Here is an 18,509-nt window from a genome sequence, read left to right as displayed (position 1 = left end):
AATTAAGCCTGCTGACAGTCAGCAATGGCGGACAAAACGACATCGTGTGGCACTCCGCCACGCACTTCACTCTTCCCGATAGCCAGTGGCAGCACTAAACGCAAATCACCAGCCAACACTTTCTTGTCACGCATCATGTGGGGCATATACGCGTCTGCTGACATTTCTTTCGGCCCAGTAACTGGCAGCCCAGCACGTTGCAGCAGCTTGATGATTCGCTGAACATCGGCTTCACTGAAGTTACCAAGACGCTGTGCCGTACGCGCCGCCATTACCATACCTGCAGCAACAGCTTCACCATGCAGCCAGTTGCCATAGCCCATTTCAGCTTCTATAGCGTGACCAAAGGTGTGACCCAAATTCAGTAAAGCACGTAAGCCGCTTTCGCGCTCGTCAGCGGCAACAACTTCTGCTTTCAGCTCACAACAACGACGAATACACCAGGCCAAAGCTTTGCCATCAAGCGCAAGCAATGCGTCCAGGTTTTCTTCAAGCCAATCAAAGAATTCACCGTCGAGAATAATTCCGTACTTAATCACTTCTGCCAGGCCAGATGCTAACTCCCGCGCCGGTAAAGTATTCAGACAGTCGAGATCCACCACAACCGAAGCCGGCTGGTAGAACGCACCAATCATATTTTTACCGAGAGGATGGTTAACGGCTGTTTTTCCGCCAACAGAAGAGTCCACTTGCGAAAGCAATGTGGTCGGAACTTGAATAAAACGCACGCCACGTTGATAGCTCGCAGCAGCAAAGCCAGTCAGGTCACCAACGACACCGCCACCAAGGGCGATGAGTGTCGTGTCACGACCGTGTGGCTTTTCAAGCAACGCGGTAAAGACAGTGTCTAATACTGCGAGGCTTTTAAATTGTTCGCCATCCGGAAGGATGACGGAATCGACTTTAACGCCCGCTTGCTCAAGCACGCCACGCACCTTATCCAGGTAGAGCGGCGCCAGGGTTTCATTGGTCACCAGCATCGTTTGGTCGCCAGCTTTCAACGGCCCAAAAGATGCCGAGTCACTAAATAACCCAGCAGCAATGGTGATAGGGTAACTACGTTCCCCGAGAGTGACTGTTAACCTCTCCATAACGCGAAGTCCACCTTGATGTTGCTTAGCCCGCAGGCGTTTTTTTCGATTAAGCCAGAATCAGTTGCTTTCCAACATATGAATAATCTGGTTAGCAACCACTTTGGCACTTTGGTCGTCGGTGCGAATCGTCACATCAGCAATCTCTTCATAAAGAGGATTGCGTTCTTGAGCTAATGCTTCAAGAACTTCACGCGGTGGAGTCTCAACTTGCAGCAGTGGGCGCTTTTTATCACGCTGAGTACGAGCAAGCTGTTTTTCGATTGTGGTTTCAAGATACACCACAACTCCACGGGCGGAGAGACGGTTACGGGTCTCACGAGACTTCACAGAACCACCGCCAGTTGCCAGCACGATGCCCTGTTTTTCAGTGAGTTCGTTGATGATTTTTTCTTCGCGATCGCGGAAGCCGTCTTCGCCTTCAACGTCGAATACCCAGCCCACATCAGCTCCGGTACGTTTCTCAATCTCTTGATCAGAATCGAAAAATTCCATATTGAGTTGCTGAGCTAACTGACGCCCAATAGTGCTTTTGCCGGCACCCATAGGCCCAACCAGAAAGATATTGCGTTTCTCTGCCATTTTTTCGGTACTACTAAGACAATTCGTTGATGATAAACCCGCCCTGTTACAACCAGGTGCAGCGGGACATGAACTGAAACCTCATAAGCGATAGTGCGAGAGTCAGACTGAAAATTATCTCAATACTCAAGGTAGTTTGGCAACCGATTATATTCCCCAGCGTTCTCATGAAGAAGAAAATACATAAATCAGGGTTATCTGTCACAGTCTTGAGCAACCAGCCTCTCGAAACGGTACACCTTGTAAGCTAATTCCTCTCTGCCGTCAAACACCTGGGCGTCGTTTCAAAGAAAAACTCCACGATGATGCAAGAAAACACTACGGAACAGGGATAAGTCGCGGTGTAATAAAGACCACCAACTCTCGGCGTTGGTGGTCTTTAGCATCATGGCGAAACAGACTCCCCACTAGTGGGATGGAGCCCAGCAGAGGGACGCTATCACTGCTGTCTTTATTGTGCTGCTGGAAAATCCCGCCAAGAGCCAGGGTTTCACCGTTTTTCACCGCTACAACCGTTTCTATCTCCTGTTTGTCTATTGCCAATACCTCACCATCAGTCTGCTGAATACTTCGACCCGGCATATTTTGGCTAATACGCAGTTTTAAACGAATGTTGCCATGCGGCTGAATAGTTGGCGTGACTTCCATCCCCAAAACCGCCTCTTTAAATTCGATTGAGGTCGCCCCGCTCTCACCGCTAGATACCTGATAAGGAATTTCAGTACCTTGTTTAATACTGGCGGGCTGCTGATGCGCCGCCATCAGGCGAGGACTCGCAATAATCTCCAGTTGTTGCTGCTGTTCCAGAGCGGATAGCTCCAGTTCCAGCAGCCTTCCATCGATACGAGCAATGTTAAAACCCACTTTTGCTGTCGCACTGCCAACAGAAACATCTGCCGAAACTCCGGTGGGTCGATGGAGCTTATTTTCACCAGTTTGCTCCGCAGCAGACCATTTCACACCCAGCTCACGCAGCTTATCCTGGTTGATGGTCACAATATGGGCTTCAATCTCTACCTGCCCAATCGGTAAATCCATTTCGGCAACCCAGGCAGCAATCTGTTTCAAGACATCTTTATTGTCATGCACAATCAGCCTGTTAGTTCGTTTATCTACCGTGGCATAGCCCTGGGCGCTTGTCAGTTTAGTTCCCGCCGATTTCAGCGCAGCGGCTAACTCTTCTACATCAGCATAATGAGGAGCAAATACTTGCTGCAACATCGGTTGGTTGAGTGTGAGTTGTTTGCGCTGTTCCATCGCTAACGCTTGCTGCTCCCGGAGGCGAGCCTTAGGCTGAATCTGTATAACATTCCCGTCCTGCTGCTGGCTGAGCTCAGCGCTGTTGAGTACCAGTTGAAATGCCTGCTTCCACGGTACGTTTACTAAGTTGAGCGACAGCACACCTTCAACGCCAGGTGCAATCAGCAGGTTAACTCGTCGAGCTTCAGCCAGCGCCTGCAACACCTGGGTTATTGGTGCGCCATCAAGCACCAGCGAAATACCTTTATCGGCCTGGCTTGCGAACGGCAGCACCAGTATCAAAAGTAATCCCCTCATCCATTGCATGTGTTTTTCCTTTTATTTCCCAGCGGTAAGAAGAGAGTGGGCAGCCGGGGTCAAGTTTTGCGACCACAGCTCCTTTGCCCACACTTTCAATCTGCGCGCCTTTAAAGAGCACGCTATCTGGCTTAATACGCCGCCATACACCTTGAGGGTCGAGCATCAAAGCCGTACTGGTCTCAGTTGAATTGATAACGCCCTTTAACGTCCAACGCCCAAGTTGGGCAGACAGGCTTTCACAAGGCGAAATATGTGGCAGAAACGGGTTTGGCGGTATCGCCCACGCTGAGGAGATCACCAGAAAGACCAACCCACCAATGCTACGGTTCATCAGCGAACTCCATAGTCATCACCAGACTGAGTAACTCCCCTTGCGCCGTGATGGTGAACGAGTGGTTTGCCACAACACGATATTCGGCAAGCCGTATGAATAATCCCGGTAGTTTCTCCCATGGAACCAGCATGTTCAGCACTGCGCCTTTATCGTCAGGCTGCCACTTCACTAGCTGCCCTCCCGCTTGACTGACAAAGTCCGTCACGGAAAACAGCGGTGCCTTCAATGGCGAAACAGGTTGTTCGAGTGCAGCCAACTGCTGGATTTTGTGTCTTAACCGCGCCAGCTGTTGACTCATTTGCTCGCAGTGCGCTTGCAGCTGTTGAATCTGAGAGTTCTGCGGCAGTATCAGAAACAACCCAGCAGCAAGCGTCGCCATGCTTGTTATGCAGGTAAACGTTGCAATGCGTATCCAACGCGCCCCACTTAGCCAGCGCTCAATGAACCCGTGCATTTTCCACCTCTGAAAGCATGAGTGTGACACCGAAGCCGTATCCACCTTGTGCTTCATGCTGAACCGCGCCTGCCTGAACGGCAGCAACACCGTCAAGCTGTGCGAGCATCTTTTCCAGCCTGTGCATATCATCCAGATCCGTTGCATGCCCCTTGAGCTCAAACCGCCCATTTTGCAGGGTCAGTGAAGACAGCCAGGAACCGGCAGGCAACCCCTCTGCCAGCCGAACCAATCGCCGCTCCCAAACCTGCACAGCCCGTTGCTGCGCATTACGAATTTGCTGCAAATGCAGGAGTTTTCTTTGCTGCTCTTCGAACCCCAGCCGTTGCTGATAAAGGGCCTGTAATGCAGGGAGCGTATTTGCCAGGTATTCACTTTGAGTCTGGTGCTGACTGACTTTCCATGCCGATAACTGCCGCCCGGCAAAAGCGATGAGGGGCACGAGTATTAAAACCAGAGCAAGCAAAACACTCCAACGGTGCACCTTCTGCTGGCGCAGCGTCTGGCGCCATGGCAACAAATTAATCAGCGCGCTCATCGGGACACCCTGCCAATGGCCAGTCCTATCGCAACCGTAAACACTCCACCATGACGCGGCAGCGGCGGTTGCAAGCGTGAAAGTGCGGACCACGCATCCAATGGCAAAAACCCCACCGGCTGTGACTCGGGTTGCGCGAAACTCAGCGCCACCTTCCCCGGCTCGGTTTTAAGTTGCTGGCATAAATCGCTAATCGTGGGTACGACATGGGTATCAGCCCATCCCCAACGTGGCGTGGTTTCGGTTGAAGCCCATAACCAGTGATTCTCTTCGCGATGCACCAAATACTCGCATTTCTCCAAATGACAGGGCGTAGTAAGCGCTGGCAATGCACTCGCGCCAGGGGTCAGAGTTGCCGGAAAAAGCTTTACCACTGCCAGACTTTTTATCAACGCAGCGACATCTGTCTGGCGCGCAGCTACTATCAAATACGGGTCAGCAACATCTTGTGACGCTAAATAATCCCAGCACAATTGAGCGGGTGTCATTTGCAGCTGCCGGGCGGTTGTTGATGCGATATACGCGTCACTTGCAGACTCGGCCAGACGTTTGTCAGGCGCAGGAATAGGGCGTTGCAATGTCCGCTGGGTTGGAAAAGAGACACGCAATTGATGGCGCACCGGCAATTCTTTTCGCCAGTCCAGCAAAGCGTTAGCGAATGCTTCCGTATTCATTAACAAACCGTCGCGAAAGGTTCCTTCAGGCAGGGGAAGTTGCCACCAATGCCGAAGCTGCCACCCTTGCCGTTGGCGTTGAACCGCCACCGCACGCACGCTTGTATGTTGAATATCCAGGCCTATTTGCCAGGTTGCGAACATCATGATTACGGTCTCCTTATCGCCGTGCGAGGAAAATGCCATACCAATGCCACTGGCTTGCCTTTATACTACCGCGCGGTTGTTTATAAACTGCCCAATGGAAACGTAATGGGAAATCTAAGGTGAAGTTCGTAAAGTATTTATTAATCCTTGCAGTGTGTTGCATTCTGCTGGGAGCAGGCTCGATCTTCGGGCTCTACAAATTTATTGAGCCGCAGTTGCCTGATGTCGCCACGCTTAAAGACGTGCGGCTCCAGATCCCAATGCAGGTTTATAGCGCTGATGGTGAGCTCATTGCTCAATATGGTGAGAAGCGCCGTATTCCGGTAACGCTCAATCAAATCCCGCCAGTGATGGTGAAAGCTTTTATTGCGACCGAAGACAGCCGCTTCTACGAACACCATGGCGTAGATCCTGTCGGGATCTTCCGTGCCGCAAGCGTAGCGCTGTTTTCTGGCCATGCATCTCAAGGTGCAAGTACCATCACGCAACAGCTGGCACGTAACTTCTTCTTGAGTCCTGAACGCACTCTGATGCGCAAGATAAAAGAAGTGTTCCTGGCGATTCGTATTGAGCAGTTGCTGACTAAAGATGAAATCCTCGAGTTATACCTCAACAAGATTTATCTCGGTTACCGCGCCTATGGTGTCGGGGCCGCAGCCCAGGTCTATTTTGGTAAGTCGATTGATCAGCTGACACTAAGCGAAATGGCGGTGATTGCCGGGTTGCCAAAAGCACCGTCAACTTTCAACCCACTTTACTCAATGGACCGCGCCACTTCCCGTCGTAATGTCGTGTTATCGCGTATGTTGAGCGAAAACTACATTTCTCAGGCGCAATACGACGAAGCACGCAACCAGCCAATCGACGCTAACTATCACGCGCCAGAAATCGCATTCTCTGCACCGTACCTTTCTGAGTTGGTGCGCCAGGATATGGTGGCGCGTTATGGCGAGAAAGCCTACGAAGATGGTTATAAGGTTTACACCACCATCACACGTAAAACTCAGCAAGCCGCTCAACAAGCCGTACGCAATAACGTCATGGCTTACGATATGCGTCACGGTTACCGTGGCCCATCGAATGTGTTGTGGAAAGTGGGTGAAACCCCGTGGGATAAAACTAAGATTGTTGATTCGTTAAAGAATCTACCCGTCTACGGCCCGCTGTTCCCTGCTGTAATTACTCAGGCAACCCCTGCGGAAGCGACAGCATTGATGGCTGATGGCAGCGCCGTTTCTATCAGTATGGATGGAATGCGTTGGGCGCGCCCTTATCGTTCTGACACCGCGCAAGGCCCAACGCCACGTAAAGTGACAGATGTGGTGCAAGCGGGGCAACAAATCTGGGTTCGTAAAGTTGATGAGAATTGGTGGCTTGGGCAAGTCCCGGACGTGAACTCCGCCCTGGTTTCTATCAATCCACAGAACGGTGCCGTTGTGGCGTTGGTTGGTGGTTTTGACTTCAATCAGAGCAAATTCAACCGTGCCACTCAGGCATTGCGTCAGGTGGGCTCCAACATCAAACCGTTCCTTTACACCGCGGCAATGGATAAAGGCCTGACTCTGGCGAGCGTGCTGAACGATGTGCCGATTTCTCGCTGGGATGCCGGTGCCGGTTCCGACTGGCGTCCGAAAAACTCTCCACCAGAGTATGCAGGCCCAATCAGATTGCGTCAGGGCCTTGGCCAGTCGAAGAACGTGGTGATGGTGCGTGCAATGCGAGCTATGGGTGTTGACTACGCAGCAGAGTATCTGCAGCGCTTCGGCTTCCCTGCGCAGAACATTGTGCATACCGAATCTCTGGCACTTGGCTCGGCCTCTTTCACGCCGATGCAGGTCGCTCGCGGTTATTCCGTCATGGCCAACGGTGGTTTCCTGGTTGATCCGTACTACATCTCAAAAATTGAGAATGAAATTGGCGGCACGATCTTTGAAGCCAAGCCGAAAATCGCCTGCCCTGATTGCGATATTCCTGTGATTTACGGCGAAACGCCGAAGTCTAACGTGCTGGAAAATCAGAATGTTGAAGACGTCGCGCAGTCTCAGGAACAGCAGAACGCCAGCGTTCCAATGCCGAAGCTTGAACAAGCCAATAGCGAACTGGTCGCCCAAAGCAGCCCGCCTGAGTACGCACCGCACGTCATTAACACGCCGTTGGCGTTCCTGATAAAAAGCGCGCTTAACTCCAATATTTATGGCGAACCCGGCTGGCAAGGCACCGGCTGGCGTGCAGGTCGTGACCTGAAGCGTAACGATATTGGCGGCAAAACCGGTACCACGAACAGCTCGAAAGATGCATGGTTCTCAGGTTACGGGCCGGGTGTGGTGACATCCGTATGGATTGGTTTTGACGATCACCGTCGTGATCTGGGACGGACATCCGCATCAGGTGCTATCAAAGATCAAATCTCGGGTTACGAAGGTGGGGCGAAGAGTGCTCAACCGGCATGGGATGACTTTATGAAAGTCGTTCTGGAAGGTGTACCAGAAGAACCGTTAACGCCGCCACCGGGCATCGTCACCGTTAATATTGACCGTTATACAGGGCAATTGGCGAATGGCGGGAGTAGTCGTCCGGAGTACTTTATTGAAGGCACTCAACCTACGCAGCAGGCAGTGCATGAAGTGGGTACGACAATAATTGATAACGGCGAGAGCCACGAGTTGTTCTAAAAACTTGATACAGCCCGCTTCGCGTTGAAGCGGGCTGTATTGAAAAAATTGAAACCCTAAATAATTCGAGTTGCAGGACTAAAACGCCAAAGGTGTTTTAGAACAGCGCTTGCGCTGGCCCCGAAGGGGTGAGGCCCACGATGGGCCGAATAATAACGCAGCCAACGCACATGCAGCTTGAAGTATGACGGGTTTACAAACGCCCCTGCTCTCTCAACCATTCCCGCACTAAGAAAAGCGCACTTACATTTCGCGCTTCGCTAAAATCTTCTTCATCGAGCAAATCAAGCAGCGATTCCAGCGGCCAACGTACTTGCGGCAACTCTTCTGGCTCGTCACCCTCCAGCGATTCGGGATAGAGGTCTTCAGCAATAACAATGTTCATTTTGCTCGAGAAATAGGACGGTGCCATCGTCAGTTTTTTCAAGAATGTCAGCTGATTAGCGCCAAATCCAACCTCTTCTTTCAACTCACGGTTCGCTGCTTCAAAGACGGTTTCACCAGGATCGATTAATCCTTTAGAGAACCCAAGCTCATAAGATTCGGTTCCAACCGCGTATTCACGAATCAAAATCACATGGTTATCGATGATAGGTACTATCATGACAGCTTCACGCGCAGACGGACGCATCCGCTCATAAACGCGGCGCACACCGTTGCTAAATTCCAGGTCCACCGTTTCGACATTAAACAGGCGTGAACGGGCCACGGTTTCAACATGTAAAATGGTCGGTTTTTGTAATGGTTTACTCATCGTGGCTGGGCTAACAGTAAATGCAGGTACGTCATTGTGCGGTATGCCACATATCTCACGCAATGAACATTCGTTATTATTTACATTTCTGTAACTTTAAGTGATTTTTCAAAGTCTCTGCTACATGTCAATAGGCTGTAATTGAAATAGGAATTTGCTGATATTTCTCGTAAAGTCGCTTTGCTAACATTATGTTACAGCACGCTATGCACAAAAAAATGTCTCAAGAATGGTGCCATGGCTGCCGATAAATACTTCTATGCCCTACATAATTTGAGTTTAATCGCGGCAGGAAGAGAACGAGTTTCGATAAACTAACGTGAGTATGTGACTCGGACGAGTGAATGTTGCCAACAGCTATCTCGTTTGACGTCCGTTGGAAAGGCACCCGAATGCTGTCAGGGGTGCAACTTGCTGCGTTTTAATAAGAAAACGAGTGTTTGATGGGGAAAGCATGAGCACCTTATTACTTCTTTTAGCTGCTATGCTGGCCTGCATCTTAATTGCGGGGTGGCTAATTTGGCGCAGCCTGCGCTTACGCGCTCGAGTATCACAAGCACAATCATTTAGTGGCGCGACCTCACGCAAGCTAACCGCTGAAGAACGCGCCGCGGTTGAAAACTACATTGAATCTTTAGCCCGCACGCAGGATATCGTGGGGCCCTCTGGCGCCAGTGCCGCGCCGACCAAACTGGTCCTCAATGCGTTGAGTAACACTGCGCTGTCGCTCACACGCTCTATCACCCGATATGGCTTATCCACAGACGATCCTAATAAGTGGCGTTACTACCTCGACTCTGTAGAAGTGCATCTTCCGCCATTCTGGGAACAATACATTACCAACGATAACTACGTTGAGTTGATTCGTACGGAAACCATGCCGTTAGTGATTTCCCTTAACGGGCATACACTTATCGACTACAGCAGCGAAAATTTTGGTTTCGCTCTTGAGAAAAACCCTCATAGTCAGGCATCCATTCGCGGCGAAGAAAGCGAACAAATAGAGCTGCTGAATATCCGTCAGGAAACGCCTGAAGAATACGCGCTAAGCCGTCCTGATGGGCTGCGCGAGGCCATTCTCATTTGTGTGGCTTTCATAATGCTGTTTTTGTGCCTCGTGACCCCATCGGTTGTTTTACCGTGGTTAGTGGGTGGTGCCTTTATGCTGCTGGCGGCAAGTCTGTGGGGTTTGTTCGCTCCTCCGACAAAAAATGCACTGCGTGAAGTCCACTGCTTACGCGGTACGCCTAAGCGTTGGGGACTTTTCGGTGAGTCAAATCAGGAACAGATTAACAATATCTCGTTAGGGATAATCGACCTGATTTACCCTGCACACTGGCAACCCTACATTGCTCAGGATCTTGGGCAAAAAACAGATATTGATATTTATCTCGACCGTCATGTGCTTCGCCAGGGGCGTTTTCTGTCTTTGCATGATGAAGTCCGCAACTTCCCTATTCAGCATTGGGTGCGCAACCTGGTGATTGCCATGGGTAGCCTGCTGGTGCTGACAATGTTGACTGTCTGGGTTCCGTTAGAAATGCCGCTTAAACTGAGCATGTCCTGGCTGGAAGGCGCGCAAACTATCGAAGCCAAAACGGTGGCTGATCTCGATAAAAAAACGCTCCGGGTTGGCGACACGTTGAAAGTAAACGGTACGGGTATGTGTAATATCCACACGCCAGATAACTACACCGCGCGTCAAACGTATCCGTTTACCCCATTTGATTGTTCACAAATCATCTGGAATACCGCTCCGGCTCTGCCGGTGCCGGAATCAGATATCATGGACAAAGCCACGGCATTGACGCAGGCAGTCAGCGGGCAAATTCATCCGCAGCCCAGCAATGACTCTAAAGTTAACCCGCAGTTACGCAGTGCCATTCAGAAATCAGGCATGGTGTTACTGGATGATTTCGCTGGCATTGTTCTGAAAACCCAGGCGCTTTGCACCACTGATGACGAATGTATCCGGCTGAAAAATGCCTTGGTGAACCTGGGCAACACGAAAGATTGGGATACCCTGACCAAAAAAGCGGATTCAGGAAAACTCACTGGCGTGAATGTTCTGCTGCGTCCGGTCAGTGCCGAGTCGCTGGATAATCTGGTTACCACGTCTACAGCACCGTTCTTTATCCGAGAAACGTCTCGCGCAGCACAGGCTCTCAATAGCCCAGCGCCCGGCGGATATGTGATCATGAGTGACGAAGGCAGCGACCTGGTAGACCAACCTTTGCCACCGGTTCCGTTGTATGACATTCCGGCGCAGGAGCAATGGACGGAGTTCCAACGGCTAGCCGATATGCTTCTCAAAACACCGTTTAAAGCCGAAGGAATTATTACAGGCATTCGACAGGATGCGAACGGGACGAAGCATATTTCACTGCACCGGGTCCCGGACAGCAGCAGCCTGTGGAGTTACATCAGTACCACGCTGCTGCTTATCGGCATGATTGTTTGTCTACTCGTTAACGGTGCGCTGGCAATTTGTCGATATCGCCGCAGCCGCAACCGTCTGGCGCAAATCCAGCAGTACTATGACAACTGCATGAATCCATCGCTGACCGCGATCTCCGCTGTACGCCCGCTGTTCTAAACTTCGCGTGACAGGTTGTGCTAACCTGTCACGCAGTCTCTTTTAATCAGGCCAAGACCCTATGCATATTGATATTGCCTGGCAAGATGTCGATACCGTCTTGCTGGATATGGACGGCACGTTGTTGGATCTCGCGTTCGATAATCACTTCTGGCAGAAACTGGTACCAGAATGTGTCAGTCAGCAAAGAGCGATTCCACTTGATGAAGCACATCAGCTGATTCGTCAGGAATATCACGCCGTGCAACATACACTAAACTGGTACTGTCTGGATTACTGGAGTGAGCGTCTGGGTTTGGATATTTGTGCGATGACAACCGCGCAAGGGCCAAACGCAGTGTTACGTGAAGATACCGTTCCGTTCCTCGACGCCCTGAAATCCTGCGGGAAGCGCCGAATTTTATTGACGAACGCGCATCCACATAATCTGGCGGTCAAACTCGAACATACAGGTTTAGCTCAGCACCTTGATTTATTACTTTCCACCCACACATTTGGTTATCCGAAAGAAGATCAGCGGTTGTGGCAGGCTGTTGCTGAGCATACCGGGCTGGAACCTGAGAGAACGCTGTTTATCGATGATAGCGAACCGATTCTGGATTCCGCCGCGAAGTTTGGCATTCGCTATTGTTTGGGTGTGACCAATCCCGATTCTGGCCAGTCCGACAAAACCTATCAACGCCATCCTGCATTGAACGACTATCGCCGACTACTCCCGAAGTTGATGTTTAAGGAGTCGTGATGAAAGAAAAATCGTCTGAAGGTGTGCGTCTCGACAAATGGCTGTGGGCTGCGCGTTTTTATAAAACCCGCGCGATTGCCCGGGAAATGGTTGAAGGCGGCAAGGTGCATTACAACGGCCAGCGCAGCAAGCCGAGTAAAATCGTTGAGCTGAATGCCATGCTGACGCTACGCCAGGGCAATGACGAGAAAACTGTCAAAGTACTGGCTGTCACTGAGCAGCGTCGCCCGGCCACGGATGCCTCGCAGCTATATGAAGAGACAGCAGAAAGTATTACTAAGCGGGAAAAAGTGGCGCTGGCACGCAAGATGAATGCGCTGACTATGCCCCATCCCGACCGTCGCCCCGATAAAAAAGAGCGTCGCGATTTGATGAAATTTAAACACGGTGGCAACGAATAGTTGCCACCTGAATGAGAGAAAACTATGGCTCAACAAGACCAATTACATCGTTACCTGTTTGAAAACTTCGCCGTGCGCGGTGAACTGGTAACGGTTTCCGACACCTGGCATCACATCATGGAAAACCACGATTATCCTGCTCCCGTTAAAACGATTCTCGGTGAATTGCTGGTCGCCACCAGCCTGCTGACTGCAACCCTCAAATTTGACGGCGATATTACCGTGCAATTGCAGGGTGACGGCCCAATGAGCCTGGCAGTGATTAACGGCAATAATAACCAGCAAATGCGCGGTGTTGCGCGTTTTAAAGGTGAAATCCCTGCTGATGCGGACTTGAAAACTCTGGTGGGCAACGGCTATCTGGTGATCACGATTACACCAGCTGAAGGCGAGCGTTATCAAGGCGTAGTAGGGCTTGAAGGCGATACTCTGGCAGCGTGTCTGGAAGATTACTTCTTACGTTCCGAACAGTTACCGACGCGCCTGTTCATCCGTACTGGCGATGTTGAAGGCAAACCTGCTGCAGGCGGTATGCTGTTGCAAGTTCTGCCAGCACAAGATGCTCAGGCAGATGATTTCAATCACCTGGCAGCACTGACCGAAACCATCAAGGCTGAAGAGTTGTTGACGTTACCGGCCAACGATGTGCTGTGGCGCTTGTACCACGAAGAAGAAGTGACACTTTACGATCCGCAGACGGTCGAATTTAAATGTACGTGTTCACGTGAACGCTGTGCCGATGCACTAAAAACTCTGCCTGATGAAGAAGTAAACAGCATCATTGCAGACGAAGGTGAAATCGACATGAACTGTGATTATTGCGGCAACCATTACGTGTTCAACTCCATGGACATCGCTGAGATCCGCAACAACGCCTCCCCGGCAGACCCTCAGGTTCATTGATTTCCTGACCTCACTTTAGCGGTCTGTCACGGTGAGATCTGTTTGCTTCACCGGTTTTCCGTTCACCCGTGCGGCTGATTATCTCTGTAACCGCCGTTAACGGTGAACGTGCCAGGAGGATTACGCCATCCTCCTGGCGACCTCGGCGCCCGGTTTTAAATTGCCGGGAGTCGGGGTCCATAAGGGAGCGACGGCTCCCCTATGACGTTCACCGGTTCGGTGACTGCATATATCGAAAGGCTTCGGGTGAACGGAAACTTCACCGCTTCCGACATAAACAACCCATGCTCGTCTCAAAGATGTGACTAAGAGACAGCCGGAGTGAGGCATTCAGACTCAAAGTGTTTCATCATTTGCACACGAATGCGCTCTCGCTCACACCTCGTCCGTTAATCGCACTATTTTTTAACATATTCAGAATATTTTCCCTGCCGAGCCAGCATTTCCTGCCATACTCTCACCCCGTTGCGACTCGCTTCACAGCGTTTTCCGCTATATGGATTCGAGTGGATGCTCAAATCTATGATAAGTGTCGCGGTTAACAACCCATAAACAACCCTACAATATTAAGCAGTACAAATTGGCTAAGGAGCAGTGAAATGCGAGTTAAAGGCATAACCCCGCAAGATCTCAAGGCTTATGGAATTCATGACGCAAGTGAAGTGATTTATAACCCTGATTACGACACGTTGTACCGCGAGGAACTCAATCCCAACCTGCAAGGTTTTGAGCGCGGCATAGAAACAAATCTCGGTGCGATTGCTGTTGATACCGGTATTTTTACCGGCCGTTCCCCGAAAGATAAATACATTGTCCGTGACGACACGACGCGCGATACCCTTTGGTGGGCAGACACTGGCGAGGGTAAAAACGATAATAAACCGCTTAGCGAAGAAACCTGGCAGCATCTGAAAGGACTCGTCACCCAACAACTCTCTGGCAAACGCCTCTTTATTATTGATGCTTTCTGCGGTGCTAACGCGGATACCCGCCTCTCCGTACGTTTTATTACCGAAGTGGCCTGGCAGGCTCATTTCGTTAAGAACATGTTCATCCGTCCAACTGACGAAGAGTTAGAAACCTTCAAAGCTGACTTTGTGGTGATGAATGGTGCGAAATGCACTAACCCACAATGGAAAGAGCAGGGATTGAACTCTGAAAACTTCATCGCTTTTAATCTGACCGAGCGCGTGCAATTGATTGGCGGGACCTGGTACGGCGGCGAAATGAAGAAAGGCATGTTCTCTATCATGAACTACCTGCTGCCGTTGAAAGGCATTGCTTCTATGCACTGCTCGGCAAACGTCGGTGAGAAAGGTGATGTGGCGGTGTTCTTTGGTCTGTCCGGCACTGGCAAAACTACGCTTTCTACCGATCCAAAACGCCGCCTGATTGGCGATGACGAACATGGCTGGGACGATGACGGCGTGTTCAATTTTGAAGGCGGTTGCTACGCGAAAACCATTCGTTTATCCAAAGAAGCCGAACCGGAAATCTTTAACGCGATTCGCCGTGATGCACTGCTGGAAAACGTAACCGTTCGCGATGACGGTTCTATCGATTTTGATGACGGTTCCAAAACCGAAAACACCCGTGTTTCCTACCCGATTTACCATATCGATAACATCGTTAAACCGGTCTCTAAAGCGGGCCACGCCAACAAAGTTATCTTCCTGACCGCTGATGCCTTTGGTGTTCTGCCTCCGGTTTCCCGTCTGACGGCAAATCAAACGCAGTACCACTTCTTGTCGGGCTTTACCGCTAAACTGGCGGGTACTGAACGCGGCGTGACTGAACCCACTCCGACTTTCTCCGCCTGTTTTGGCGCTGCATTCTTGTCTCTGCATCCGACACAATATGCAGAAGTGCTGGTGAAACGCATGCAAGCGGCGGGTGCTCAGGCTTATCTGGTTAACACCGGTTGGAACGGCACCGGCAAACGTATTTCTATCAAAGATACGCGCGCGATTATTGATGCCATTCTGGATGGTTCTCTGGACGACACCGAAACCTTCACGCTGCCAATCTTTGGCCTTGCTGTTCCAACAGAACTGGAAGGCGTTGATAGCCACATCCTGGACCCACGGAACACTTACGCATCACCAGAAATGTGGCAGGAAAAATCCGAGCAACTGGCTACGTTGTTTATCGAAAACTTCGAGAAGTACACCGACACCCCTGCGGGTGCAGCGCTTGTTAGTGCTGGGCCGAAGATTTAATTCGACCTGACCTAAAAACTAAAAAGCCTTCCCTGCCGGGAAGGCTTTTTTTATTCTCTCTCACCATTGAGAGGTTGAGGAGACTTCTTCATCGGTACTGGCAGATAAGCCCGTATCCGCAAACCGCCCCGCTCGCTAACGCCGATATCCAACAAGCCGTTATGGTTGTCGATAATACGCTGCACGATGGCCAACCCCAAACCGGTTCCGCTGGTGCTACGCGCGCTATCGCCACGCACAAAAGGCTGGAACAGGTGCTTAAGCTGGTCAGGTTTAATCCCTGGGCCATCATCTTCCACCTGGAACCATGCGCGGTTTAGCTCGCCGCCACTGCTTACCTTAATCCAACCATTACCGTATCGCGCCGCGTTCACCACCATATTGGCGGCTGCGCGTTTGATGGATAACGGATGGATGTTAACCAGCAATTCGCCAGCTTGCAGATCGGTATCAATTTCGCGCTCATAGCCACTTTCTGCGGCCACCACTTCACCCAATACACTATTGAGATCGGCAATTTCCAGCGGCATCTCTTGCCCGGTACGCAGGTAATCGATGAACTGCTCGATTATCGCATTACACTCTTCGATATCTTTGTTAATCGATTCAGATAGATAGCCATCCTCTTCACTCATCATCTCTGTTGCCAGACGAATACGAGTAAGCGGCGTGCGCAAATCGTGGCTGACACCCGCCATTAATAGCGTGCGGTCATCGGCGAGCTGTTTCACACCTGCGGCCATGTGGTTGAAGGCTCGGGTCACTGAACGCACCTCCGACGCGCCATATTCGCGCAAGGGTGGCGGAATAATGCCTTTACCGACTTGCAAAGCGGCATGCTCAAGGTCAACCAAGGGTCGGTTCTGAATACGAATAAACAGCCACGCACCACCAATCGCGAGCAACATTATTGCAAGCGTATAGCGGAACAGCGGCGAGAAATCGCCCTGATGAATTTCAGTCAGGGGGACACGAACCCAGATATTTGGCGACAGCCACGTCTTCAGCCAGACAACTGGCGAGCTCTTGTTAACCTCAACACGCACTTCTGTTGGGCCACCCAATTGCTGCGCCATTTGATGGCTGAGGAATTCGTAATGCTGCGCCCAGCGCAAACCCGCGTCTTCCGCCGCTTCATTGGAATACAGAGAAATTCCCAACTCACGGTAGATTTCACGCCGAAATGCAGGCGGAACCACCAGTTGCGTGCCATCTTCGAGTTGCAGTTTATCGGTCATGAGCATACGGACTTCGTAAGCCAATACCTTATTAAACTGCTGCAAGCTCGGCAGAATGGCGAAGTTCAACACCACAAGATAGGTCGTCACCAGGCTGACGAACAGCAAGGTGACGATCAATAACAGTGTGCGGGCAAACGAGCTTCTGGGGGAGAAGCGGACTCGCCTCATGCCTTAGAACCGTCCGGCACAAATACGTAGCCCAGACCCCATACGGTCTGGATATAGCGTGGATGCGCAGGGTCTTCTTCAACCATGCGGCGCAGACGAGAAATCTGCACATCGATAGAGCGCTCCATCGCGCTGTACTCACGGCCACGCGCCAGGTTCATCAATTTATCGCGTGACAACGGCTCGCGCGGATGGCTCACCAGCGCTTTCAGCACCGCGAACTCGCCACTGGTTAATGGCATAGGCTCGTCTTCACGGAACATCTCACGAGTACCGAGGTTCAGCTTAAACTTACCAAAGGCAATAACCGCTTCTTCCTGAGAAGGTGCACCAGGCAGTTCATTAGCCTGACGGCGCAGAACAGCACGGATACGGGCCAGCAGTTCGCGTGGGTTAAATGGTTTTGGAATGTAGTCGTCAGCACCAATTTCCAGCCCCACGATACGGTCAACTTCTTCGCCTTTCGCGGTAACCATAATGATTGGCATTGGGTTGCTTTGGCTGCGCAGACGGCGGCAGATAGACAAGCCATCTTCGCCCGGCAACATCAGGTCAAGTACCATCAGGTGGAAGGATTCACGGGTTAACAGGCGATCCATCTGTTCTGCGTTAGCAACGCTACGGACCTGGAAGCCTTGTTCGGTGAGATAACGTTCAAGCAGCGCACGTAAGCGCATGTCGTCATCCACGACCAGAATCTTATAGTTCTCTTGCATTCTTATACTCCCAAAGGCTCGAACAGTGAGTGCGTATTCTTAAAAAACTGCGGCGTTACGACCAGTCAAATCTGGTATATATTCTAGTCGAAATTGTTACAAAGCATATTAAACAGATGGTTATAGACTCTTTTTAACCAAAAATGATGACTTGGTTCGCAAATTTCTGGGATTGCCATCACCCTGATATTTCGGTTTAAATCACCTTTATTGTGCTACTCATTCAAGGCTTGATGATGAAAACGCCATTAATTACCCGCGAAGGCTATGAAAAGCTAAAACAAGAAAAGGACGCCTTGTGGCGAGAAGAGCGTCCGGAGGTGACAAAAAAGGTCACCTGGGCGGCCAGTCTTGGCGATCGCAGTGAAAATGCCGACTACCAGTACAACAAAAAAAGACTGCGAGAAATAGATCGCAGAGTGCGATATCTCACGAAATGCCTCGAACAATTGAAAATTGTCGACTATTCCCCGCAGCAAGAAGGCAAAGTGTTCTTTGGCGCGTGGGTGGAAATTGAAAACGACGACGGAAACCAGCTGCGTTTTCGTATCGTGGGGTATGACGAAATCTTTGGGCGCAAAGATTACATCTCTATCGACTCCCCGATGGCTCGCGCCCTACTGAAAAAAGAAGTGGGCGACCTCGCCATTGTGCAAACACCCGCAGGTGAAGCGCAGTGGTACGTCAATAATATCGAGTATGTGAAATAACCCGCAC

Annotated in this window: 17 protein-coding genes; 7 read left to right on the top strand and 10 right to left on the bottom strand. The window is 50.9% G+C overall.

Annotation, left to right across the window (positions count from 1 at the left end):
- Positions 1 to 2: 2 nt before the first annotated feature.
- The 7 genes from aroB to pilM form a co-directional block, all read right to left on the bottom strand.
- Entirely contained in the window at positions 3 to 1,091 is a 1,089-nt protein-coding gene (aroB, locus tag BSPA111_RS16915; protein WP_183272312.1) for a 3-dehydroquinate synthase, read from the bottom strand.
- A 60-nt stretch (positions 1,092 to 1,151) separates the two neighbouring features.
- Positions 1,152 to 1,673 (bottom strand): shikimate kinase AroK, encoded by a 522-nt coding sequence (aroK, locus tag BSPA111_RS16910; RefSeq protein ID WP_064542836.1) that lies wholly within the window; start codon positions 1,671 to 1,673, stop codon positions 1,152 to 1,154.
- Between the two features lie 318 nt (positions 1,674 to 1,991).
- Entirely contained in the window at positions 1,992 to 3,239 is a 1,248-nt protein-coding gene (gene pilQ / locus BSPA111_RS16905; protein ID WP_183272311.1) for a type IV pilus secretin PilQ, read from the bottom strand.
- Positions 3,178 to 3,564: a HofP DNA utilization family protein gene (locus tag BSPA111_RS16900; RefSeq protein ID WP_183272310.1), complete on the bottom strand. Its 387-nt coding sequence runs from the start codon at positions 3,562 to 3,564 to the stop codon at positions 3,178 to 3,180. Before BSPA111_RS16900 ends, pilQ begins: the two co-directional genes overlap by 62 nt.
- On the bottom strand, positions 3,554 to 4,021 hold the full coding sequence (locus tag BSPA111_RS16895; RefSeq protein ID WP_183272309.1) for a hypothetical protein: 468 nt from the start codon (positions 4,019 to 4,021) through the stop codon (positions 3,554 to 3,556). The genes BSPA111_RS16900 and BSPA111_RS16895 overlap by 11 nt, the downstream gene beginning before the upstream one ends.
- Positions 4,005 to 4,559 carry a PilN domain-containing protein gene (locus tag BSPA111_RS16890; protein ID WP_183272308.1) on the bottom strand — a complete coding sequence of 185 codons (555 nt, stop codon included), beginning with the start codon at positions 4,557 to 4,559 and terminating at the stop codon, positions 4,005 to 4,007. Before BSPA111_RS16890 ends, BSPA111_RS16895 begins: the two co-directional genes overlap by 17 nt.
- Entirely contained in the window at positions 4,556 to 5,380 is an 825-nt protein-coding gene (gene pilM / locus BSPA111_RS16885) for a type IV pilus biogenesis protein PilM (RefSeq protein ID WP_183272307.1), read from the bottom strand. The genes BSPA111_RS16890 and pilM overlap by 4 nt, the downstream gene beginning before the upstream one ends.
- 119 nt (positions 5,381 to 5,499) lie before the next feature.
- On the opposite strand from pilM, the gene mrcA reads away from it, so the two are divergent.
- A complete protein-coding gene (gene mrcA, locus BSPA111_RS16880) occupies positions 5,500 to 8,052 on the top strand; it encodes a peptidoglycan glycosyltransferase/peptidoglycan DD-transpeptidase MrcA (protein WP_183272306.1) in 2,553 nt (850 codons plus the stop codon).
- A gap of 193 nt (positions 8,053 to 8,245) precedes the next feature.
- On the opposite strand, the gene nudE is transcribed toward mrcA, so the two are convergent.
- Complete coding sequence (nudE, locus tag BSPA111_RS16875; protein WP_183272305.1) at positions 8,246 to 8,806, bottom strand: ADP compounds hydrolase NudE; 561 nt, start codon at positions 8,804 to 8,806, stop codon at positions 8,246 to 8,248.
- Between the two features lie 454 nt (positions 8,807 to 9,260).
- On the opposite strand from nudE, the gene BSPA111_RS16870 reads away from it, so the two are divergent.
- The 5 genes from BSPA111_RS16870 to pckA all read left to right on the top strand — a co-directional run bounded on the left by BSPA111_RS16870 (position 9,261) and on the right by pckA (position 15,667).
- Positions 9,261 to 11,402, top strand: a complete 2,142-nt coding sequence (locus BSPA111_RS16870; RefSeq protein WP_183272304.1) for an intracellular growth attenuator family protein — start codon at positions 9,261 to 9,263, stop codon at positions 11,400 to 11,402.
- 61 nt (positions 11,403 to 11,463) lie between these two features.
- Positions 11,464 to 12,144 carry a GMP/IMP nucleotidase gene (gene yrfG / locus BSPA111_RS16865; protein WP_183272303.1) on the top strand — a complete coding sequence of 227 codons (681 nt, stop codon included), beginning with the start codon at positions 11,464 to 11,466 and terminating at the stop codon, positions 12,142 to 12,144.
- Positions 12,144 to 12,545 (top strand): ribosome-associated heat shock protein Hsp15, encoded by a 402-nt coding sequence (gene hslR, locus BSPA111_RS16860; protein WP_183272302.1) that lies wholly within the window; start codon positions 12,144 to 12,146, stop codon positions 12,543 to 12,545. The genes yrfG and hslR overlap by 1 nt, the downstream gene beginning before the upstream one ends.
- A gap of 24 nt (positions 12,546 to 12,569) precedes the next feature.
- Positions 12,570 to 13,448 (top strand): Hsp33 family molecular chaperone HslO, encoded by an 879-nt coding sequence (gene hslO / locus BSPA111_RS16855; protein ID WP_183272301.1) that lies wholly within the window; start codon positions 12,570 to 12,572, stop codon positions 13,446 to 13,448.
- A gap of 599 nt (positions 13,449 to 14,047) precedes the next feature.
- Positions 14,048 to 15,667 carry a phosphoenolpyruvate carboxykinase (ATP) gene (gene pckA / locus BSPA111_RS16850; RefSeq protein ID WP_183272300.1) on the top strand — a complete coding sequence of 540 codons (1,620 nt, stop codon included), beginning with the start codon at positions 14,048 to 14,050 and terminating at the stop codon, positions 15,665 to 15,667.
- 50 nt (positions 15,668 to 15,717) lie between these two features.
- Here pckA and envZ read toward each other — a convergent pair whose 3' ends face one another.
- Positions 15,718 to 17,076 (bottom strand): two-component system sensor histidine kinase EnvZ, encoded by a 1,359-nt coding sequence (gene envZ, locus BSPA111_RS16845; protein WP_183272299.1) that lies wholly within the window; start codon positions 17,074 to 17,076, stop codon positions 15,718 to 15,720.
- Positions 17,073 to 17,792, bottom strand: a complete 720-nt coding sequence (gene ompR, locus BSPA111_RS16840; RefSeq protein ID WP_001157751.1) for a two-component system response regulator OmpR — start codon at positions 17,790 to 17,792, stop codon at positions 17,073 to 17,075. Before ompR ends, envZ begins: the two co-directional genes overlap by 4 nt.
- Before the next feature lie 236 nt (positions 17,793 to 18,028).
- On the opposite strand from ompR, the gene greB reads away from it, so the two are divergent.
- Positions 18,029 to 18,502, top strand: coding sequence for a transcription elongation factor GreB (gene greB, locus BSPA111_RS16835; protein WP_183272298.1), 474 nt, complete (start codon positions 18,029 to 18,031; stop codon positions 18,500 to 18,502).
- Positions 18,503 to 18,509 lie beyond the last annotated feature (7 nt).

The organism is Buttiauxella sp. A111 (genome assembly GCF_014189855.1).
Lineage (GTDB): Bacteria > Pseudomonadota > Gammaproteobacteria > Enterobacterales > Enterobacteriaceae > Buttiauxella > Buttiauxella selenatireducens.
Note: the sequence above shows the minus strand (reverse complement) of the source record. Positions and strands in the feature narration are given on the sequence as shown.